This window comes from Streptomyces sp. NPDC033177 (assembly GCF_055577715.1).
The window spans coordinates 156,273-174,962 of the sequence record NZ_JBVIPS010000003.1 but is presented as its reverse complement, the minus strand read 5'-3'; the positions used below and the strand labels follow the sequence as shown (position 1 = coordinate 174,962).

The following is an 18,690-nucleotide window of genomic DNA, read 5'->3' as shown; positions in this document are numbered from 1 at the left end:
GACGCGGGGGCGGCTACATGGGAACGATCTGCCCCTTCCCCAGTGCGATCACGCCGCCCTTCGACACCGTGTAGAGCTCTTCGTCCCGCTCGGGGTTGACGCCGATCGTCGCCCCGGGCGGGACGTCCACGTTCTTGTCGAGGACGGCTCCCCGCACCACCGCTCCCCTGCCCACGCGTACGTTGTCGTGGAGGACCGAGCCCTGCACGACCGCCCCGTCCTCGACCGTCACGCCGGGCGAGAGCACGGAGCGTGTGACCTGTCCCCGGATGACGCAGCCGGGGCTGACGATGGACTCGCTCGCGATGCCCGCCGCGCAGAACTTGGCGGGCGGCAGGCCGCCCGGGTGCGTGTAGATCGGCCAGCGGCGGTTGTCCAGGTTGAAGACCGGCTGGTCGGAGATCAGGTCCATGTGCGCCTCGTAGTACGCGTCGAGCGTGCCGACGTCACGCCAGTAGCCGTGGTCGCGCGCGGTCTCCCCCGGCACGTGATTGTCGTCGAAGTCGTAGACCTGGGCCAGGCCGCGTTCGGTGAGCATCGGCAGGATCGAACCGCCCATGTCGTGCTTGGAGTTGTCGTCCTCGGCATCTTGCTGGATCGCGTCGACGAGGGTCTTCGTGGTGAAGATGTAGTTGCCCATGGAGGCGAACACCTCGTTGGGCGATCCCGGCAGGCCCGGCGGGTCGGTGGGCTTCTCCAGGAAGCGGTCGACGCGGGTGCCGTCCCGCGCGGGCGTGATGATGCCGAAGGAGGACGCTTCCGAGCGCGGCACCTTGAGCCCCGCGACCGTGACCCCGGCGCCGCTCTCGAAGTGCTGGTTGAGCATCTGACGCGGGTCCATGCGGTAGACGTGGTCGGCGCCGAACACCGCGATGTAGTCGGGCTGTTCGTCGTGGACGAGGTTGAGGGACTGCAGGATCGCGTCGGCACTGCCCAAGTACCAGCGCGGGCCCAGGCGTTGCTGGGCCGGTACCGGGGTGACGTAGTTGCCGAGGAGGCTGGACATCCGCCAGGTGGTGGTGACGTGCCGGTCCAGGGAGTGCGACTTGTACTGGGTCAGCACGCAGATCCGCATGACGTCGCCGTTGACGAGATTGGAGAGCACGAAGTCGACGAGGCGGTAGGTGCCGCCGAACGTGACCGCTGGTTTGGCCCGGTCGGCCGTGAGGGGTTGCAGGCGCTTGCCCTCACCGCCCGCCAGGACGATTCCGAGCACCGAAGATCCACCGCGCATCGCGCCGCCCCCTTAACTGGGATCACTTGGACTCGAGTAACTCCTCGTACACGCGGGTCGTGCGTCGCGCGACCGCGTCCCAGCCGAACTCCTTGACGGCCCGGTCACGTCCGGCGGCGCCCATGCGGGTCGCGGTGCGCGGATCGGTGACCAGTGCGTTCAGGGCCTGTGCGAGCCGCGCTTCGAAGGCTGCCGGTTCCTTCTCCCCGTACGGGACGAGGAGGCCCGTGCTTCCGTCGGCGACGACCTCGGGGATGCCGCCGACGGCCGATGCCACGACCGGCGTGCCACAGGCCATCGCCTCCAGGTTCACGATGCCGAGCGGTTCGTACACCGACGGGCAGACGAACAGGCGGGCGTGCGTCAGGAGTTGGACGATCTGTTCGCGCGGCAGCATCTCCGGGATCCAGGTGACTCCCTCGCGGGCACGGCTCAGTTCCTCGAAGAGGGTGCGGAACTCGGCGTCGATCTGCGGGGTGTCGGGCGCTCCGGCACAGAGCACGAGCTGCGCCGATGGGTCCAACTCCTTGGCGGCGCGCAGCAGATGGGGCACGCCTTTCTGCCGGGTGATGCGTCCGACGAACAGGACGTACGGCCGCTGGGGGTCGATCCCCAGGCGTTCGAGGACGTCCGTGCCGGGGACGGGGCGGTACAGGTCGGTGTCGATGCCGTTGTGGACGACGCGCACCTTCGCCGGGTCGATGGCGGGATAGCAGGTGAGGATGTCGGTCCGCATGCCGCGCGAGACGGCGATCACGGCGTCCGCGGACTCGACGGCGGTGCGCTCGGCCCAGCCGGAGAGGGCGTACCCGCCGCCCAGCTGCTCGGCCTTCCACGGGCGCAGCGGCTCCAGGGAGTGCGCGGTCATGACGTGCGGGATGCCGTACAGAAGCTTGCCGATGTGGCCCGCAAGGTTGGCGTACCAGGTATGGGAGTGGACGAGGTCGCAGCCCGTGAGCGCCGCCGCCATGGAGAGGTCCACGGAGAAGGTGCGCAGGGCGTCGTTGGCGCCGTCGAGGGAGTCCCAGGCCTGATGGCGTGTGGGGCCGTCGCCGGCTGCGCCGTTTCCCCAGCAGTGCACGTCGACGTCGACGAGGGTCTCTAACTCCCGTGCGAGGAACTCGACATGGACGCCCGCGCCGCCGTAGACATCCGGGGGGAACTCCCGGGTGAGCAGTCCTACTCGCACGCAGAACCTCCGTCCGTCCACCCCAGCCGCCGGTCGTCCGCCCCCTCATGGTCACCCAGAAGCGCCCGGTGGGGAAGAGGCCCGCACCGACCTCCGGGGCGGCCGGTCGAAGCAGCAGTCCCCGCACAGGCCGCCGCCCGGGCACCGGTAGTAGAGACAGCAGCTGCGGCGGCGGAACGCCGTGCCGCGCAGCGTTCCGGTGCCGCGCAGGTCTGGGTGGTCGAAGAGTTCGGCGGCCAGAGCCTGTGCCCGCTTCCCCACGTCGGTACGTCCCGTGCGGCGTGCCCAGGTGTCCAGCTCCCGGGCTGCGCCGGCGAGCGCGGAGCCCGCGTTGCCCCACAGCAGGGGCGCGGAGATCCGGTGGCGCGTGCGCAACACCTCGGCCAGGGGAGCCAGATGGGCGTGCTGCACGACGTCCCGGATGTTCGCGGCGTCACCCGGCCGCGTCCGCACCTCGGTCACCCACAGGTCATCGGGGGAGCTGCCGTCCGCGTCCCAGTGCAGCCGCCCCGGATCGAGGTCCGGCACCTCTCCGTGCAGCGCGGCCGAGCCGAGCGCCACCGACCACAGCCGCGCCGCGAGCCCCAGCTGCGCCACGGAGACCGCGACACGTGCGTCGGGCGCCCCGAGCTTGGCGGCGACCTTGTCGACGCGGAACGCGAGGGGCGCATCGTCCCCCGCGTACAGCCGTGCCAGGGGCGTCACTTGGGGCCCTGCGGGTGGCGCACCCGTGCGCAGGGCGAAGAATCCGCCGACGGAGGCGACTTCGGTGAGGTCGAGAGGGGCTTTCACGACAGCAGAGCCTAGGCGCCGCGCCGGAACAGTGCGGTCCAGAGGAACGGCTCGCCGAAGTGCGCGGAGTCGGCGGGTTCGTCGCGCATGCGGCGCAGTTCGACCTCCGTCAGGTCGGAGAAGATCCAGCGCAGGGACTCCGGTGTGTAGGCGAGGCCGCCCTGGAGTCCGGACGCGCGGTAGAAGTCCGCGTCGGGCAGTTCGGAGCCGGAGCCCGCTTCTCCGGCGGCGAAGGCGGTGAGGGCGAGGTGGCCGCCGGGGGCAAGGGCGCGGTCGAGCAGGGAGAGGTAGCTGACGCGGCGGTGGGGCGGCAGGTGGTGGAAGCAGCCCGAGTCATGGATCAGGTCGTACGGGCCGCGCAGTTCGGTGTCGGAGAGCGCGAAGGCGTCGCCGCGGTGGAAACGGATGTCCGCCCCGGCCTCGCGTGCCCGCTCCTCGGCCCAGTCCACGGCTGCCGGGGAGAGGTCGACTGCGTCCACCTGGAACCCCAGGGAGGCCAGATACAGGGAGTTGCGGCCGGGACCGCAGCCCAGGTCGAGGGCGCGCCCCGGGGTGACGAGCCCACGCTCGACGTACGAGGCCAGGTTCTCGTCCGGCTTCGCCACGAAGAACGGCACAGGCCGGTCACGGTCGGTGTAGAACCCGTCCCACCAGGTCGCCGCATCGGCGGTCCAGCGGTCGGCTTCGGGCGCGAACAGGCCGTCCATGAGCTTCAGGACGTCGTCGACAGTGCGTATGTTCCGGTGCATCCGGGCCCCCTCCACGAGGCCTCAAGGGTAGGGGCGAGTAGCGTAAATGCCCAGGTCAGAAGGTGCGGACGAAAACGCGCCAGCAGCCGTCCGGCTGGGTGGGAGCGACGCGGAGAAGCAGGGTTCCGCAACCCGCGTGCCAACCCGCCCACGGCGTGCCCAGAGGCCCGCACGGGGGCGTTACGAGGGGCCCGTGCGCAAGAATTTTCGAGATTTCGGATGATCCACCGAACTGCCGCGTAACCCACCCGGGGGAGGACATCTCTCTGGTCGTACTCCATCGGCAGTAGGACCCAATGCCTGCTGAGGTACGACGACGTGGAGCGAAATTCGCGAGATCGTAGGGGGTATGGAAGCCGACCGTTCGCCGCGCCGGACGCCCCGGGCCCACCAGGGGCCGCAACGCAAGCCGTGGAGCACCTCATGAGTGCCCTCACGCTCGCCGTGCTGCTCTCCCTCGTGTCCGCCGTGGCGTACGCGGGCGGGGCCATTCTGCAGGAGCGCGTCGCCGACAGCACGTCGGAGCGGCAGTACGCACCGCTGCGCCGCGGCGCCTGGTGGGTCGCCATCGCGCTGAACGGCCTGGGTGCGCTGCTGCACGTGGTGGCGCTCGCGTACGGGCCGCTGAGCCTCGTCCAGCCGCTCGGCGCCCTCACCATCGTCTTCGCGCTGCCGATGGCCGCCCTCTTCGTGCGCCGCAAGGCGGGGGCCACCGCGTGGCGCGGGGCAATCATGGCGACCCTCGGTCTGGCCGGGCTGCTCTCGCTGACGCAGTCGGCGGACGCGCAGTCCCTGGCCGACGGCGAGCGGATCATGGTGGCGCTGATGACCGCGGGCGCCGTGGTGACGCTCATGGTCGTGGCGCACGCGGTGCACCGTCATCCGGTGGTGCGCAGTGTGCTGCTCGCCGGCGCGGCGGGCGTCGCCTTCGGCATCGCCTCGGTCTTCACGAAGACGGTGGCGGTGGACCTGGACGCGGGCGTCCCGCTGACGCAGCAGGTGCCGAGCCTCGCCGTGATCGCCGTCCTGGCCGGCGCCGGTGTCCTGATCTCGCAGGCCTCCTACCGCGGCGCGGGCCTCGCGGCCCCGCTGTCGACCGTGACGGTCGTGAACCCCGTCGTGGCGGCCGCGGTGGGCCTCACGCTCTTCGGCGAATCGTTCCGCTACGGCTCGGCGGGCACGGCCGTCGCCCTGGGCTTCGGGGTCGTCGCGGCCGGCGGTCTGATTCTGCTGACCACGGAGCGGATCGGCGCGGCGCAGGGTGCCGCTGCCCCGACGGTCCAGGTGGCCAAGGGCGGCCCGGTGGCGGCGGACGCCGTGGCTCCCCGGAAGCGGCCCGAGGAGCGCGCGCACGAGCTGCCCGCGGTGCCCTCCCAGCCCGCGGCCGGACCGCACCGCCGGGTGCTGTTCCGCCATGGCCACGGCCGTGAACGCATCGTCTCCTGAGCCCCGCACGGCGCCCTCGCGCACGGCCTGAAGCCCCTGGGGAATCCCAGGGGCTTCGTTCGTGCACGTGAAGCGGCAGACCTGCGGCGGCCGCGTCAGATCCGGACGCCGCCGGCCCGCAGATACGCCAGTGGATCGACGTCGGCGCCGAAGCCCGGCCCCGTACGGATCTCGAAGTGCAGGTGCGGGCCCGTGCTGTTGCCCGTGGACCCCGAGCGCGCGATGCGCTGCCCCGCGCCCACCTTCTGGCCGGCCTTCACGGTGAGCGCCGAGAGATGGCCGTACTGGGAGTACTTGCCGTCGCTGTGCCTGATCACCACTTCGTAGCCGTACGAGCCGCCCCACCCGGACGACACGACGGTGCCCGCGGCGACGGCCTTCACGGACGTACCGGTGGCCACGGGGAAGTCCACGCCCGTGTGGTAACCCTTCGACCAGGAGCCACCCGCGGCGCGGTAGGGGGTGCTGGGCGAGGCGGCCACGGGCGCGGACATGCCCTGCGTGGCCTGAGCGGGCTTCGCCTTGTTCGGCTCGGCCTTCTTCGGCTCGGCCTTGTCGGCCTTGGGCTTCGGCTTCGGCTCGGCCTTGGGCTCGGCCCGCTGCTTCGGCTGCGTACGCGGCTTCGGCGCGGCCTGCGGCTTTTCGGCCTGCTTCTGCGAGACCCGCGTCGCGAGGCGCTGGCCCGGCGTGATCAGGTCGGGGTCGGCGCCGATCGTCGAGCGGTTGGCCTCGTACAACTGTTGCCAGCCGCCGCTCACCCGCCGCTCGTCGGCGATCCCGGAGAGCGTGTCGCCGCGCACGACGGTGTACATCTGGCCGCGGCCCGCCGTGGACTGCGGGGTCACCTCCGGCTTGACGTCCTTGACCTCGCGCTGAGGGGCCTTCGGCGCCGCCTTCTTGGGCGCGCTCATCGGCGTGATGTCGGGCGCGTCTCCGCCCCGCGTCAGCCCTGCCCGTTCCGAGCAGACCGGCCAGGCCTGCGGCCCCTGTGCCTTGAGGACCTTCTCGGCGACGGCTATCTGCTGGTGCTTCGTGGCACGGTCGGCGCGCGGGGCGTAGGCCGTGCCGCCGTACGCCTCCCAGGTGGACTGCTTGAACTGGAGGCCGCCGTAGTAGCCGTTGCCGGTGTTGATGCTCCAGTTGTTGGTCGACTCGCAGGCCGCGACCTTGTTCCAGGTGTCGACGTCCGCCGCCTCCGCCGTACCCGTGCCCATCAGCGGCAGCGCCATCCCGGCACCGCCCGCCGTGACGGTCAGCGACGCACGGTTGATCCGGCTCGGCTGGTACCGGCGGTGCCGCCCGCGTAAGGCCATGGGAGCTCCCTCAGTCACACACTTCACAGTCACGTCGGACACACGACAAGGCGGCAAGTTAGCCGGTCCGACCGAGCCGTGACAAGGGCGCGCGACCGAGGGAGCGCACCACCGGTCAGCCCTTCAAGTGCTCCGGGAGCCACCGGAGTTGGACACTCTGCTGGTAGGGGCCGCCGCCCTCATGATCGTTGAAGGAGTACACCTCCATCGAACGTTCCGCCCCCGCGTAGGCGTTGTGGGCGGCGAAGACGGTGGACGGCGGGCACGTCATGTCCTCCAGAGCCGCCGAGAACAGCGCGGGCGCGGTGCCCCGCGCCGCGAAGTGCACGCCGTCGAAGTAGGAGAGCGTGCGGAAGACGCGCTCCTCGACGCCGCGCTTCGCCTTCATGTAGAGCGCGATCTCCCGGTACGGCGGCCGGTCGGTGAGGGTCGTGGCGCGCGGGAAGTCGCACAGGAAGGGCACGTCGGCCGCGATCGCCGCCAGATCCGGGACGAGCCCGCCGACGGCGAGGGTGATCCCGCCGCCCTGGCTGCCGCCGACCGCCGCGACCCGCGAGGAGTCCACCAGCGGATGCGCGCGGGCCGCCTCGACCGCGCGCACGCCATCGATGAAGACACGCCGGTAGTAGTACTCGTGGGGGTCCTCGATGCCGCGCGTCATGTAACCGGGGTAGGCAGGACCGCTGCCGACCGGGTCGGGGGTGTCGCCCGCCGAACCGCCGCTGCCCTGCCCCCGGGTGTCCATCACGAAGTGCGCGAAGCCCGCGGCCGACCACAGCAGCCGCTCGTGCGGGAGGCCGCGGCCGCCGCCGTACCCGATGTACTCGACGACGGCGGGCAGCGGCTCGGCCGTCCCGGCGGGCAGTATCAGCCAGCCCTTGACCGGGTGACCGCCGAACCCCGCGAACGTCACGTCGAAGACGTCGACCGTGCTCAGCTGTGCCTCGACGGGAGTGAAGCGGGCGTCCAGGTCGTGCTCACGTGCGGCCGAAAGGGTCTTCTCCCAGAACGCGTCGAAGTCCTCGGGCTCGGTCACCTCGGGCCGGTAGCGGCGCAGTTCGTCGAGAGGCATGTCGAAATGGGGCACGGGCGGCTCCTTCGTCGGACACAGTGTCGGAATGTCACGCTACGCCGCGGGGCAATACTGGCGAACACAGGCGGCACTTCCACCTCCAGGAGTCACGGAATGAGCAGCACGTCAGCCCAGATCGGTGTCACGGGCCTCGCGGTCATGGGGCGCAATCTGGCCCGCAACTTCGCACGCAACGGCTACACCGTCGCCCTGCACAACCGCACGGCGGCCAAGACGCACGCGCTGGTCGAGGAGTTCGGCGACGAGGGCGAGTTCATCGCAACCGAGACCGCCAAGGAGTTCGTGGCGGCGCTCGAACGCCCCCGCCGCCTGGTGATCATGGTGAAGGCCGGCGAGCCCACGGACGCCGTCATCAAGGAGTTCGCGCCGCTCATGGAGCCGGGCGACATGATCATCGACGGTGGCAACGCGCACTTCGCGGACACCCGGCGCCGCGAGCGTGAACTGCGGGAGCAGGACATCCACTTCGTCGGTACGGGCGTCTCCGGGGGCGAGGAGGGCGCGCTGCTCGGCCCGAGCATCATGCCGGGCGGCTCCGCCGAGTCGTACTCCTCGCTCGGCCCGATGCTGGAGAAGATCTCGGCGAAGGCGAAGGACGGCTCGCCGTGCGTCACCCACGTCGGTCCTGACGGCGCGGGACACTTCGTGAAGATGGTGCACAACGGCATCGAGTACGCGGACATGCAGTTGATCGCCGAGGCGTATCAGCTCCTGCGCGACGTGGCGGGCTACTCCCCCGCGCGGATCGCCGACATCTTCCGCACCTGGAACACCGGCCGCCTCGACTCCTACCTGATCGAGATCACGGCGGAGGTCCTCAAGCACGTGGACGCCACGACGGGTGAGCCGTTCGTGGACGTGGTCCAGGACCAGGCCGAGCAGAAGGGCACCGGCCGCTGGACCGTGCAGATCGCCCTCGATCTGGGCGTTCCGGTGTCGGGCATCGCGGAGGCCGTGTTCGCCCGGTCGCTTTCCGGCCACTCCGAACTGCGGGCGGCGTCCAAGGACTTGGCGGGTCCGACCGCCCGCCCACTGGGCGAGGCCGAGGCGAGTGCCTTCGCCGACCAGGTCGAGCAGGCGCTGTACGCCTCGAAGATCGTGTCGTACACGCAGGGCTTCCATGAGGTCGCCGCGGGCAGCGAGGAGTACGGCTGGGACATCGACCTGGGCGCGGTCGCCGCCATCTGGCGCGGCGGCTGCATCATCCGGGCCGCCTTCCTGGACCGCATCCGCGCCGCGTACGACACGCGCGCGGATCTGCCGAGCCTGCTGTCGGACAAGACGTTCGCGCAGGAGATCGGTGCGGCCCAGGACGACTGGCGCGCGGTCCTGGTCGCGGCCACCCGGCAGGGTGTGCCCACGCCGGGCTTCTCGGCGGCCCTCGCGTACTACGACGCGCTGCGCGCGGCCCGGCTGCCGGCCGCGCTCACGCAGGGGCAGCGGGACTTCTTCGGGGCGCACACCTACCGGCGTACGGACCGCGAGGGTTCGTTCCACACGCTGTGGGGCGGGGACCGCTCGGAGGTGCAGGCCTAGAGACGGCCCTCAGGCCCAGAGACGGCCCTGGTTCAGGCCTGGAGACGGCCCGGAGCCTGCCGGTCGTCGGCAGGCTCCGGGCCGTCGGCCTTCGGCGGGCTCCGGGGCCCGCCGTCAGACCGGCTTCGGCTCCGTCTCGGGCTCCGGTCCCGGCGGGGGGAGCGGGGTCGGCGGCGGGTCCGGCGTGGGGCGCGGCACGGGGCCGGGGCCCGGGCCCGGCGTGGGCCGTTCGGGGTCCGGAACCGGATTCGGCCCGTTCGGATCGGGGATCGGGCTCGGCGGCACGGGGTCGGGATACGGGACGGTCATGTCTCCTCCATGGGTCGGAGATCGGTCGTGTCCACTCTCTCCCGCCACGCGTGCCCACGCCTGCCGAGTCCACGCGTCCCCGCGCCGCCCGACCTCGGTCTCAGGTGCGCCTGAGCCGCACGACGGGGATGTCGCGATCCGTCTTGGCCTGGTAGTCCGCATAGAGGGGGAACAGCTCGACGAGGCCGGGCCAGACCCGGGCCTTGTCCTCGGCCGACAGTGTCTCGGCGCGGGCGGCGAACCGCTCCTCGGTGCCGACGCGGAGTCGGACGTCGGGCGCGTCGACAAGGTTGCGATACCACAGGGGGTGCTCGTCGGCGCCGCCGTTCGAGGCCACGATCAGGTAGTCGTCGCCGTCGCGGCCGTAGATGAGCACGGTGCGGCGCAACTGTCCCGTACGCCGTCCGCGGTAGTCGAGCAGGAGGCAGGGGACGCCCTGCACCCCGGTGCCCTTCGTGCCACCCGACTCCTCGTACAGGCGGGCCTGCTTGGCCACCCAGCCGGTTGGACTGATCACGGCCTCGTCGTCCTGCTGCGCCATGTCCGCTCCCGTGAAGCGTGAGTGTGAAGTGTGTGGAGTGGGGGGGTGAGCGATCACCATCTCCCGTCGCCAGCCTACGACTTGGCGCCGACACCACACCGGAGAACGGCCTCGCGCAGACCGGGGCGTGGGCTGGAGATGACCGGTACGGGGAGAGCGGCGCGGTCGGCCGCGTCCGCCATCGACGCCTGCGCGAGGACGACGGAGTCGACGCCTTCCAGGGCGTCGACGGCGTCCACGATCAGGCGTACGTGACCTTCCCTGTCACCGGCCTCGAACCTCTCCCAGGCGCCGTCCACCAGGACCTCGGTGACATCGACGGTCCGCCCGGCGCGGGCGGCCTCCTCCTCGACCAGGGCGCGGGTCGGCGCCAGGGTGCTCTGCAGGGTGGCGACGACGGCCACGGCCTGCCCCGCGGCCACGGCGGCGGCCGCCATCGGCCGGTCGACGCGTACGAGGGGGACGCCGACGGCGGCGGCGCGGGCCTCGGTGACGGCGCCGATCGTCGAGCAGGTGCAGAGCACGAGGTCCGCCCCGTCGGCGACGGCCCGCTCAAGCAGTTCCTGGACGTCGTCGGCCACCGCGTCGGGCCCCTCGGCACGGGCCCGCGCGAGCAGGTCCTCGTGCACGAGGTGCCGCAGCGCGAGCCCAGGGTGATCCTGGTCCCGCAGCCCCTCGAAGACGGGGACGTGCACGGGCGAGGTGTGCAGCAGGGCGAGCGTGGCGGTCACCACGCGGCCGGGTCCGACTTCACCTTCGCCAGTGCGGCGCTGACCAGCGCCCCCGAGGCGACGGGCGCCTCATCGGGGTGCCGCTCGGCCCACTTCACGACGTACGGGCACAGGGGCGCGACGGCGACGCCTTCCCGCGCCGCCAGCGCGTACAGCTCCCTGGCCAGCGATCCCGCGATGCCCTCGCCCTCATGGGCGGGCACGACTTCGGTGTGCACCGGCACCAGGGCGGACTCTGGCGCATCCAGCGTGAAGTACACGATCTGGCCCACGACTTCGCCACCCGCGCGCGCCTCGAGGACGCCACGCGCCCGGTCGTCGCGGATCTCGATCCCACTGCTGCTCATCGGCTCTCCTGGAGGGCGGGCGCGGCCTGCGGGTTGCGCGCCATGTCTTCGGCGCCCGGTACCGGCGCGGCCGCGTCGGCTCCGAGGGCCACGATCCGGTTGTTCTCGCCCTCGACGTGCACGACCTTGGGTCGCAGGGTGCGGGCCTCGGCGTCGTCGACCTGGGCATAGCTGATGATGATCACCCTGTCGCCGGGGTGCACGAGGTGCGCCGCGGCGCCGTTGATGCCGATGACGCCGCTGCCGCGTTCGCCCTCGATGGTGTACGTCTCGAGGCGGGCGCCGTTGGTGATGTCGACGATGTGGACGAGCTCGCCGGGCAGCAGGTCGGCGGCGTCGAGAAGATCGGCGTCGATGGTGACGGATCCCACGTAGTGCAGGTCGGCCTGGGTCACCGTGGCGCGGTGGATCTTGGACTTGAACATTGTACGGAACATGGAGGCACTCCGGAAGATGGGCTCCCTGCCTGCGTTATTGCAGGTCAAGGGCTGTTACCACACCCTACAACGAGTCGCATGAGCTGTGGCTCGTCCGGTGACTCCTGGCGGTGGCACAGGGCGAGTGGTAAAGGCGTTTGGAATCCGACCAGAGCCAAGCACGAGTGGCTGCCGCACCCACCCCACCAAAACCCAGCAGTCGTCGATGCAGCGGTTGCTGGCAGTTCCTCCCGACGTCCGTTGCCCCATAGATTCCTTGGGCAGACCACGGAAGCGACACAACCTCGCCCCGGCCACAAGCCGATCAGGCGCTGGCCTAACTGGCCGCAGCGGTAGCCGCTACTCCCGACGACCTCACGCCGCAGCAGCGGGGGCAGCCGTTACCGCCACGGTCACGAAGGGACAGCGTGCTCAGGACAGGAGCGTAAAGCCCGCAACTACCGCAACCAACACGACGTGTTGGAGCGGGTCGATGGCGGAGAAACACGTGACGAGGCCGGCATCAGCAGGACTGGACTGGCGTCCTCGCAGCCATCACCGCCCACTACCCGCTACGCCCCGCTGGTAGATGTCAGGGATGCCGTCTGCGTCCTCGTCACGGTCTTCCTCTTCACGCAGCCGCTTGTAGACGCGGTTGCGGCGACGCAGGAGTACGGCGGCGAGGGCGGCCGCGAGCAGGGAACCGATGAGGACGGCGGCCTTGATGTGTTCCGCCTCCCCGGGGTCCGGGAAGGCCAGTTCGCCGATCAACAGGGCGACGGTGAAGCCGATGCCTGCCAGGGTGGCAAGCCCGAATACGTCGGCCCATGCCAGGTCGGGATTGAGTTCGGCGCGGGTGAAGCGTGCGGCGAGGTACGTGCCGAGGAAGATGCCCAGGATCTTGCCGACGACGAGCCCGATGACGACGCCCAGGGGTTCGGGATCGCTGAACACGCGCGTCAAGGCATCACCGGAGACGGTGACACCTGCGGCGAAGAGGGCGAACAGCGGGACTGCGATGCCCGCGGAGACCGGGTGCAGCCAGTGCGAGACGCGAGCGGCCGGTGTGGTCGTCTCATCCTTGTCGCGGACGGTGCGCAGGATGAGGCCGATGGCGACGCCGGCGACGGTGGCGTGGACTCCGGAGTTGTACATCAAACCCCAGGTAGCGACGCCCAGCGGTGCGTACCACCACCAGCCGCGTACCCGGAGGCGCTGAAGGAGGTAGAAGACGACAAGACCGGCGAACGCACCGCCCAGCGCCCAGAAGTTCAGATCGGCGGTGAAAAAGACGGCGATGACAAGGATGGCACCGAGATCGTCCACGACCGCAAGGGTGAGCAGGAACGCGCGCAGGGCGGACGGCAGATGCGTGCTGATGACCGCGAGAACCGCGAGGGCGAAGGCGATGTCCGTGGCCATCGGTACGGCCCAGCCGTCGAGGCTCCCGCCTCCCACCGTGGCGGTCAGGGCGTAGAGACCGGCAGGTACGACCATGCCGCAGACGGCGGCGATGACAGGCAGCGCCGCGGTGGCGGGAGTCCGCAACTCACCGACCACGAGCTCGCGTTTCAGCTCGATTCCGGCGATCAGGAAGAAGATGGCGAGCAGGCCGTCGGCTGCCCAGTGGCCGACCGAGAGGTCAAGGCCCAGGGCGGGTATCCCGAAGTGGAAATCCCGTATACCGGTGTACACCGCGCTCCACGGGCTGTTGGCCCAGACGAGCGCGACGACGGCTGCAGCGAGGAGGACCAGTCCGCCGACCGTTTCCGTACGCAGGGCTTCGGTGACGGTCTGCCGCTCCGTCCACGGCAGCAGACCGAAGAGGGGCTTGCGTGGACGTGGCTGCGTCATGAAAGGGGCTCCGGGACATATCGGCAGACGGGCACACGGGCCCTCGGACGCCGACCAGACTTCCCGGCACACCAGCGTCGTGTCTTGACGCGTTGTTCACACCCTATCGGGTGCTCCGGAGCCTCACCATGCGTCCCTCACCTGCTGGAACGGGAGGACGGGGCCCCGCCCCCTCCAAGACGCGAGCTGGGGGCGGGGCCCTTCGAAGCCGGGCCGCGGAGGACCCGGCGAGGACCTTGCCGAAGGTCTTGCCCTTCTTCCCGAAGCGGTCGGCGAGGCCCTTGGGCAGGTAGTGCATCGGCCCGCCCGAAACGGTGCCGTCGGGGTGCACCTCGCGGAAAGAGTCATCCACTGAAAGCCCAGCAAGCGTGATGCGGCCGTTATCCGGATAGGCTGTCCGTTCGTCGTGCACTTATTTCCGCAGGTCAGGAGCGTAGGGCGCTGCGCCAATGATGGTGTCCCGCTCGAAACCGCATCGCTGCACGTCGCTGGTTTCGCTCACTGACCGTGCGTCTCGAGGCGCGCCGGGATGTCCTCGTCGCCGCTGTAAAGGGGCAGCCCGAGGCGTCCGACGAAGAGGGTGTGACGCGCTGGCGTCAGCCGAGTACGAACTCAATTACCGGAAGTCGGCCCCCTGCGCGGCACCTGGGGCGACTGCGCGGCCTCGGCTTCCGCCTTGGCGTCGCTCACCGCGGCGGCGGCCTGCTTCTCGGCCTCGTCGGCAGCCCTGGCGGCGTCCAGGGAGAGCGTCGAACCTGAGCCCGCATCGAGCTCGGCAACCCGGCTTTCGTCCGACGTGCCGTCGGCCTCGGCGGTGCCTGCTTCCTCCGGTTGCGCGGGCTTGGGAGCACCCGGCGCCGACTCATCACCGAACGCACGACTGACGGTCCGAACCGCCTCGGTCAGCTCCCCCGGGATCACCCAGAACGTGTTGTTGTCGCTGCTCGCCAGGTGCGGCAGCGTTTCGAGGTACTTGTAGGCCAGGACCTTGGGATCGGCATTGTTGCGATGGACGGACTGGAAGACGAGCTCCACCGCCTTCGCCTCACCGTCCGCCCGCAAGATCATGGCTTGTTGCGTGCCCTGTGCCTCCAGGATGTCCTTCTGCTTCGTGCCTTCCGCGGTGAGAATCTTGGCCTGCCGCTCCCCTTCGGCGTGCAGGATGGCCGCGCGCTTGTCACGCTCGGCCCGCATCTGTTTCTCCATCGCTTCCTTGATGGTGGTCGGCGGATCGATGGCCTTGATCTCGACGCGGTTGACCCGGATGCCCCACTTCCCGGTGGCATCGTCCAGGACCGCGCGGAGCTGGGCGTTGATCTCCTCACGCCCGGTGAGCGTCCCCTCCAGGTCCATGCTGCCGATGACGTTACGCAGCGTGGTCACGGTGAGCTGATCGATCGCCTGCAGATAGTCGGCCACCTCATAGGCCGCCGCCCGCGGGTCGGTGATCTGGTAGTAGAGCACGGTGTCGATATTGACCACGAGGTTGTCCTCGGTGATCACCGGTCTGGGGTCGGACGAATAGACCTGCTCGCGCACGTCGAGTTTGGTGTTGATGCGATCCGCCACCGGCAGCACCAGATTGAGACCAGGTTGCAGCGTCCGGCGATATCTGCCGAAGCGCTCGATGTTGTAGCGGCGCGCCTGCGGAACGATCCGCACGGTGGAAGCCACAAGGAAGACGACAACAAGGGCCGCCACAAGAATGAGGATGACAACGGGATCCACAGTGCCTCCGTCGCTATACGTTCAGCCGTTCATGGCAGGAGTTCGCGGGGGTAGACGACGGCCGTGGCGCCTTCGATCTCCATGACGTCCACCAGCGCTCCCACCGGGATCACCAGGCCTTCGTCGAAGGCGCGGGCGGACCACTGTTCACCGGAGAGTTTGATCAGGCCGCGGGTCCCGGTGACCTCCTGCAGGACCTCGGCCCGCTTGCCGATCAGAGCATCACTGCCGTCACGCATGAGGGGTTGCTGTGCCATGTGCCGCAACGCGACAGGCCGGGCGATGAGCAGGCCCGCTGCCGCTGCCACTCCGAGGGCCACGAGCTGGCCGAGTATGCCGATGCCGACACCGGCGACGACGGCGGCAACCAGTGCTGCGCCCGCCAGCAACCCGAAGACCAGTGTCAGGGTGAAGAACTCCGCGGCACCCAGGACCCCCGCGGCGAGCAGCCATACATACCACGGCATGTAATCGCCCTCCTTCAGGGGCCTTGTCCTCCAAGTTACCTCCCGGAGCGCCAGGCGGAGCATGGACGACAGCCGATGTTCGCGACGACGCGCGCGCTGGTCGAAGCTTTGTGTCCGGCGGCCCCATCGATCCACTTATCCGCGCAGGTCAGCGGCCCTGCTGGGCACCCATCCCACCCGCCGTGAGCCGGGATATTCGGCCCCGGGGTGCTCTCAGCGGTCCACGCGCTTCTCGTGCGGTCCTGTGTCCGGGACCTCGCCCACCTCCGCCGCCGCAGGATCGAGTACGCGTGCCAGGAACGTCCGGGTCCGCTCGTGCTGCGGGTCGCCCACCACACGTTCGGGCGTGCCCTCCTCGACGATCACTCCGTCGTCCATGAAGACCACCCGGTCGGCGACCTCACGCGCGAAGCTCATCTCATGGGTGACGACCAGCATCGTCATCCCTTCCTGGGCGAGCGAGCGCATCACCGCCAGTACGTCCCCGACCAGTTCGGGGTCGAGCGCGGAGGTCGGCTCGTCGAAGAGCATCAACTCGGGGTCCATGGACAGCGCCCGAGCGATCGCGACCCGCTGCTGCTGGCCGCCGGAGAGCTGCGCCGGATAGGACCGCTCCTTGCCGACGAGGCCCACCCGCGCGAGGTTGGACCGCGCGATGCGCTCCGCCTCCTCCTTGCCGCGGCGCAGCACACGGCGCTGCGCGATGGTCAGGTTCTCCAGCGCCGTGAGGTGCGGGAAGAGGTTGAAGGACTGGAAGACCATGCCGATCCGTCGGCGTACGCGATCGATGTCCACATCGGGGTCGGTGACCTCCGCGCCGGCCACCGTCACCGTGCCCGACGTGGGCTCTTCCAGGAGATTGACGCAGCGCAGCAGGGTCGACTTGCCGGAGCCCGAAGGGCCGATGACACAGACCACGTCACCGCGCCCGACCGTGAGGTCGATGCCCTTGAGCACCTCCAGATCGCCGAACGACTTGCGCAGCTCACGCACCTCGATCGCCTGGCCCGAAGGTGCGGGCTCGTCGGATGCCTTGTCCCACTTCATGGCGCTCACCTGGCTTTCGCCGTACGGGCCTCGAGCCGCCGCACCAGATGGCCGAGCGGGAGGGTGATGACGAGATACAGCAGGCCGGCGATCAGGATCGGGGTCAGGCTCTTGTGCTCGTTCAGCGCGTCCCGGCCGAAGTTGGCCAGCTCGAACTGGCCGAGCGAGAGGCCGAGCAGATACACCAGTGAGGAGTCCTTGGTGAGCAGGATCAGCTCGTTGGTCAGCGGCGGCAGCACGATCCGGAACGCCTGTGGCATCACGATGGACACCATGGCACGCCCCGGCGACATGCCCAGCGAACGGGCCGCCTCCGTCTGCCCCTTGGGCACCGCCAGAATGCCCGCGCGGATCGTCTCGGCCATGTAGGCGGCACCCACCAGGCCAAGCGACAGCATGACCGTGATGTCCATGTCGAGCGCGACCTCGAAGGCCAGCGGCACACCGAAGCCGAGCGCGATGAACACAAGGAGGGAGGGAATGCCGCGGAAGAACTCGATGTAGGCGATCGCGATCCAGCGGTACGGAGGCACCGTGGACAGCCGCATCAACGCGAGGACGATGCCGAGCCCCAGGCCGAAGCCGAAGCCGAGCAGCGTGTAGTAGCCGGTGTTGACCAGCGCGGTGGTGATCACCTCGGGGAACAGCGCCTTGGCGATCTCCACGTCGAAGAACGCCTGGCGCAGTGTTCCCCAGTCGGCCACCAGCGCGAGCACGGCTAGGGCGATGATCAGCACGGCGTACTGGACGCCGCGGAACAGCCGTGCCCGCCGCCGTCGGGACATGGACATACGTGCAGAACTCCTCTGGTCAGCCGTTTGAATGCTCGAGGTCAGCTCTGCGGAGTGGTGCCGAACCACTTCTTGTAGATCTTGTCGTAACTGCCGTCGGTCCGGGCCTCCTTGAGGACCTTGTTGACCTTCGTGCGCAGTGAGTCGTTGCCCGTGCGGAGGCCGATTCCGTACTTCTCGCCGGTGTCGAACTCCGCGGTCACCTCGGTGTCCGGGTTGTCCTTGATGTATTCGAAGAGCACGCCGTTGTCGTTGATGCCCGCGTCGACCTTGCCGGCCTTGACCGCCGTGAGCAGCAGGCCGACGTCCTCGTACTCCACGAGCTCCATGTCGAGGCCCTTGCTCTCCTTCTTGGCGTAGATGCCGCCGGTGGTGGCCTTCTGGTAGCCGAGCTTCTTGCCCTTGAGATCTTCGAAGCTCTTGTAGGGCTGCCCCTTCTTGGTGATCAGCGCCTGGGTGGCGTTGAAGTAGGGGTCCGAGAAGTCCATGACCTTGTCGCGCTCGTCGGTGATCGTCATGCCTGCGGCAGCCAGGTCGCACTTGCGGATGTTGAAGTCCTGGCCCGTTTCGATGCCCTCGAAGGGTGTGTTGACGATCTCCTGCTCGACTCCCAGTTCCTTGGCGACCAGGTCGACCAGATCCACGTCGAAGCCGACGATCTTGCCGTCCTTCTTCGACTGGAACGGCGGGTAGGGCAGATGCGTGCAGGTCTTGATCTTGCCGGACGAGACGAGCTTGATCCCCGAGGCACCCTTGTCGCCGTCGCTGTCGGATTTGGTGCTGGTGCAGCCCGTCATCAACAGGCCTGCGACAGCGGTCAGGGCTATCGCAGCCACCGGGGAACGGACGAACTTCGCGGGACGAGCGGACACAGGACCTCCAGGGCAGGCTCGAACCAGGGCGCGAGCGAGATCAACAGCGCTGTGTGCTGCGCAAGCTGCGGTGCATCCTGCCACCGGCCAGGGCTCTTGTCCCGCCCTCGGGATTGCGTATGGGTAACACACTCGATCTCCACTGCATCAATTTCCCTACGTGAGCGGTCACTTGCTCTGGGTCAGCTTCCGAATCGACGCCGAGGGGCGGCCCGAGGTGCCAAGGGGTCACGTT

19 protein-coding genes are annotated in these 18,690 nt (G+C 69.6%); 2 read left to right on the top strand and 17 right to left on the bottom strand.

What is annotated here, in order from left to right; genetic code table 11:
* Nucleotides 1-13: 13 nt before the first annotated feature.
* From glgC to ACZ5U5_RS11865, 4 genes are read right to left on the bottom strand one after another with little or no spacing between them, the layout of a single operon-like run.
* Nucleotides 14-1,234, bottom strand: a complete 1,221-nt coding sequence (gene glgC, locus ACZ5U5_RS11880) for a glucose-1-phosphate adenylyltransferase (RefSeq protein WP_469019681.1) — start codon at nt 1,232-1,234, stop codon at nt 14-16.
* Between the two features lie 22 nt (nt 1,235-1,256).
* Nucleotides 1,257-2,423: a glycogen synthase gene (gene glgA, locus ACZ5U5_RS11875; RefSeq protein ID WP_469019678.1), complete on the bottom strand. Its 1,167-nt coding sequence runs from the start codon at nt 2,421-2,423 to the stop codon at nt 1,257-1,259.
* A 51-nt stretch (nt 2,424-2,474) separates the two neighbouring features.
* Nucleotides 2,475-3,215 carry a (2Fe-2S)-binding protein gene (locus ACZ5U5_RS11870; RefSeq protein WP_469019676.1) on the bottom strand — a complete coding sequence of 247 codons (741 nt, stop codon included), beginning with the start codon at nt 3,213-3,215 and terminating at the stop codon, nt 2,475-2,477.
* Nucleotides 3,216-3,226: 11 nt separating this feature from the next.
* The gene (locus ACZ5U5_RS11865) at nt 3,227-3,964 is read right to left on the bottom strand and encodes a class I SAM-dependent methyltransferase (protein ID WP_469019674.1); all 738 of its coding nucleotides are present in this window, start codon (nt 3,962-3,964) and stop codon (nt 3,227-3,229) included.
* Nucleotides 3,965-4,387: 423 nt separating this feature from the next.
* On the opposite strand from ACZ5U5_RS11865, the gene ACZ5U5_RS11860 reads away from it, so the two are divergent.
* Entirely contained in the window at nt 4,388-5,410 is a 1,023-nt protein-coding gene (locus ACZ5U5_RS11860) for a DMT family transporter (protein ID WP_469019671.1), read from the top strand.
* 95 nt (nt 5,411-5,505) lie between these two features.
* Here ACZ5U5_RS11860 and ACZ5U5_RS11855 read toward each other — a convergent pair whose 3' ends face one another.
* Together ACZ5U5_RS11855 and ACZ5U5_RS11850 are read right to left on the bottom strand one after the other, a co-directional pair.
* Entirely contained in the window at nt 5,506-6,723 is a 1,218-nt protein-coding gene (locus tag ACZ5U5_RS11855; protein WP_469019669.1) for a transglycosylase family protein, read from the bottom strand.
* 115 nt (nt 6,724-6,838) lie between these two features.
* Nucleotides 6,839-7,810, bottom strand: coding sequence for an acetylxylan esterase (locus tag ACZ5U5_RS11850; protein WP_469019666.1), 972 nt, complete (start codon nt 7,808-7,810; stop codon nt 6,839-6,841).
* Between the two features lie 99 nt (nt 7,811-7,909).
* Here ACZ5U5_RS11850 and gndA point away from each other — a divergent pair, with 99 nt between their 5' ends.
* Nucleotides 7,910-9,352, top strand: coding sequence for an NADP-dependent phosphogluconate dehydrogenase (gndA, locus tag ACZ5U5_RS11845; RefSeq protein WP_469019663.1), 1,443 nt, complete (start codon nt 7,910-7,912; stop codon nt 9,350-9,352).
* A 114-nt stretch (nt 9,353-9,466) separates the two neighbouring features.
* On the opposite strand, the gene ACZ5U5_RS11840 is transcribed toward gndA, so the two are convergent.
* From ACZ5U5_RS11840 to ACZ5U5_RS11790, 11 genes are all read right to left on the bottom strand, one after another.
* The gene (locus ACZ5U5_RS11840; protein WP_451209061.1) at nt 9,467-9,661 is read right to left on the bottom strand and encodes a hypothetical protein; all 195 of its coding nucleotides are present in this window, start codon (nt 9,659-9,661) and stop codon (nt 9,467-9,469) included.
* A gap of 100 nt (nt 9,662-9,761) precedes the next feature.
* Nucleotides 9,762-10,202 (bottom strand): nitroreductase family deazaflavin-dependent oxidoreductase, encoded by a 441-nt coding sequence (locus ACZ5U5_RS11835; protein ID WP_469019658.1) that lies wholly within the window; start codon nt 10,200-10,202, stop codon nt 9,762-9,764.
* Nucleotides 10,203-10,276: 74 nt separating this feature from the next.
* The gene (locus ACZ5U5_RS11830; RefSeq protein WP_469019657.1) at nt 10,277-10,936 is read right to left on the bottom strand and encodes an aspartate/glutamate racemase family protein; all 660 of its coding nucleotides are present in this window, start codon (nt 10,934-10,936) and stop codon (nt 10,277-10,279) included.
* Nucleotides 10,930-11,280 carry a GNAT family N-acetyltransferase gene (locus ACZ5U5_RS11825; protein ID WP_469019653.1) on the bottom strand — a complete coding sequence of 117 codons (351 nt, stop codon included), beginning with the start codon at nt 11,278-11,280 and terminating at the stop codon, nt 10,930-10,932. Before ACZ5U5_RS11825 ends, ACZ5U5_RS11830 begins: the two co-directional genes overlap by 7 nt.
* Entirely contained in the window at nt 11,277-11,717 is a 441-nt protein-coding gene (gene panD / locus ACZ5U5_RS11820; protein WP_469019650.1) for an aspartate 1-decarboxylase, read from the bottom strand. Before panD ends, ACZ5U5_RS11825 begins: the two co-directional genes overlap by 4 nt.
* Nucleotides 11,718-12,251: 534 nt before the next feature.
* Nucleotides 12,252-13,550 (bottom strand): Na+/H+ antiporter NhaA, encoded by a 1,299-nt coding sequence (gene nhaA / locus ACZ5U5_RS11815; protein ID WP_469019648.1) that lies wholly within the window; start codon nt 13,548-13,550, stop codon nt 12,252-12,254.
* Between the two features lie 612 nt (nt 13,551-14,162).
* On the bottom strand, nt 14,163-15,278 hold the full coding sequence (locus ACZ5U5_RS11810; protein WP_469019646.1) for an SPFH domain-containing protein: 1,116 nt from the start codon (nt 15,276-15,278) through the stop codon (nt 14,163-14,165).
* Nucleotides 15,279-15,307: 29 nt separating this feature from the next.
* Nucleotides 15,308-15,745, bottom strand: coding sequence for an NfeD family protein (locus ACZ5U5_RS11805; protein WP_469019643.1), 438 nt, complete (start codon nt 15,743-15,745; stop codon nt 15,308-15,310).
* A 213-nt stretch (nt 15,746-15,958) separates the two neighbouring features.
* Entirely contained in the window at nt 15,959-16,792 is an 834-nt protein-coding gene (locus tag ACZ5U5_RS11800) for an amino acid ABC transporter ATP-binding protein (RefSeq protein ID WP_469019640.1), read from the bottom strand.
* A gap of 5 nt (nt 16,793-16,797) precedes the next feature.
* Nucleotides 16,798-17,583, bottom strand: coding sequence for an amino acid ABC transporter permease (locus ACZ5U5_RS11795; protein WP_469019638.1), 786 nt, complete (start codon nt 17,581-17,583; stop codon nt 16,798-16,800).
* 41 nt (nt 17,584-17,624) lie between these two features.
* Nucleotides 17,625-18,380 (bottom strand): ABC transporter substrate-binding protein, encoded by a 756-nt coding sequence (locus ACZ5U5_RS11790; protein WP_469020817.1) that lies wholly within the window; start codon nt 18,378-18,380, stop codon nt 17,625-17,627.
* Between the last annotated feature and the right edge of the window lie 310 nt (nt 18,381-18,690).

What these genes read in the sequence shown, in the direction of transcription:
- glgC (WP_469019681.1), bottom strand. Translation starts at nt 1,234, where the DNA reads ATGCGCGGTGGATCTTCGGTGCTCGGAATCGTCCTGGCGGGCGGTGAG.
- ACZ5U5_RS11865 (WP_469019674.1), bottom strand. Translation starts at nt 3,964, where the DNA reads ATGCACCGGAACATACGCACTGTCGACGACGTCCTGAAGCTCATGGAC.
- ACZ5U5_RS11860 (WP_469019671.1), top strand. Translation starts at nt 4,388, where the DNA reads ATGAGTGCCCTCACGCTCGCCGTGCTGCTCTCCCTCGTGTCCGCCGTG.
- ACZ5U5_RS11855 (WP_469019669.1), bottom strand. Translation starts at nt 6,723, where the DNA reads ATGGCCTTACGCGGGCGGCACCGCCGGTACCAGCCGAGCCGGATCAAC.
- gndA (WP_469019663.1), top strand. Translation starts at nt 7,910, where the DNA reads ATGAGCAGCACGTCAGCCCAGATCGGTGTCACGGGCCTCGCGGTCATG.
- ACZ5U5_RS11840 (WP_451209061.1), bottom strand. Translation starts at nt 9,661, where the DNA reads ATGACCGTCCCGTATCCCGACCCCGTGCCGCCGAGCCCGATCCCCGAT.
- ACZ5U5_RS11835 (WP_469019658.1), bottom strand. Translation starts at nt 10,202, where the DNA reads ATGGCGCAGCAGGACGACGAGGCCGTGATCAGTCCAACCGGCTGGGTG.
- ACZ5U5_RS11825 (WP_469019653.1), bottom strand. Translation starts at nt 11,280, where the DNA reads ATGAGCAGCAGTGGGATCGAGATCCGCGACGACCGGGCGCGTGGCGTC.
- panD (WP_469019650.1), bottom strand. Translation starts at nt 11,717, where the DNA reads ATGTTCCGTACAATGTTCAAGTCCAAGATCCACCGCGCCACGGTGACC.
- nhaA (WP_469019648.1), bottom strand. Translation starts at nt 13,550, where the DNA reads ATGACGCAGCCACGTCCACGCAAGCCCCTCTTCGGTCTGCTGCCGTGG.
- ACZ5U5_RS11805 (WP_469019643.1), bottom strand. Translation starts at nt 15,745, where the DNA reads ATGCCGTGGTATGTATGGCTGCTCGCCGCGGGGGTCCTGGGTGCCGCG.
- ACZ5U5_RS11800 (WP_469019640.1), bottom strand. Translation starts at nt 16,792, where the DNA reads ATGAAGTGGGACAAGGCATCCGACGAGCCCGCACCTTCGGGCCAGGCG.
- ACZ5U5_RS11795 (WP_469019638.1), bottom strand. Translation starts at nt 17,583, where the DNA reads ATGTCCATGTCCCGACGGCGGCGGGCACGGCTGTTCCGCGGCGTCCAG.
- ACZ5U5_RS11790 (WP_469020817.1), bottom strand. Translation starts at nt 18,380, where the DNA reads ATGACGGGCTGCACCAGCACCAAATCCGACAGCGACGGCGACAAGGGT.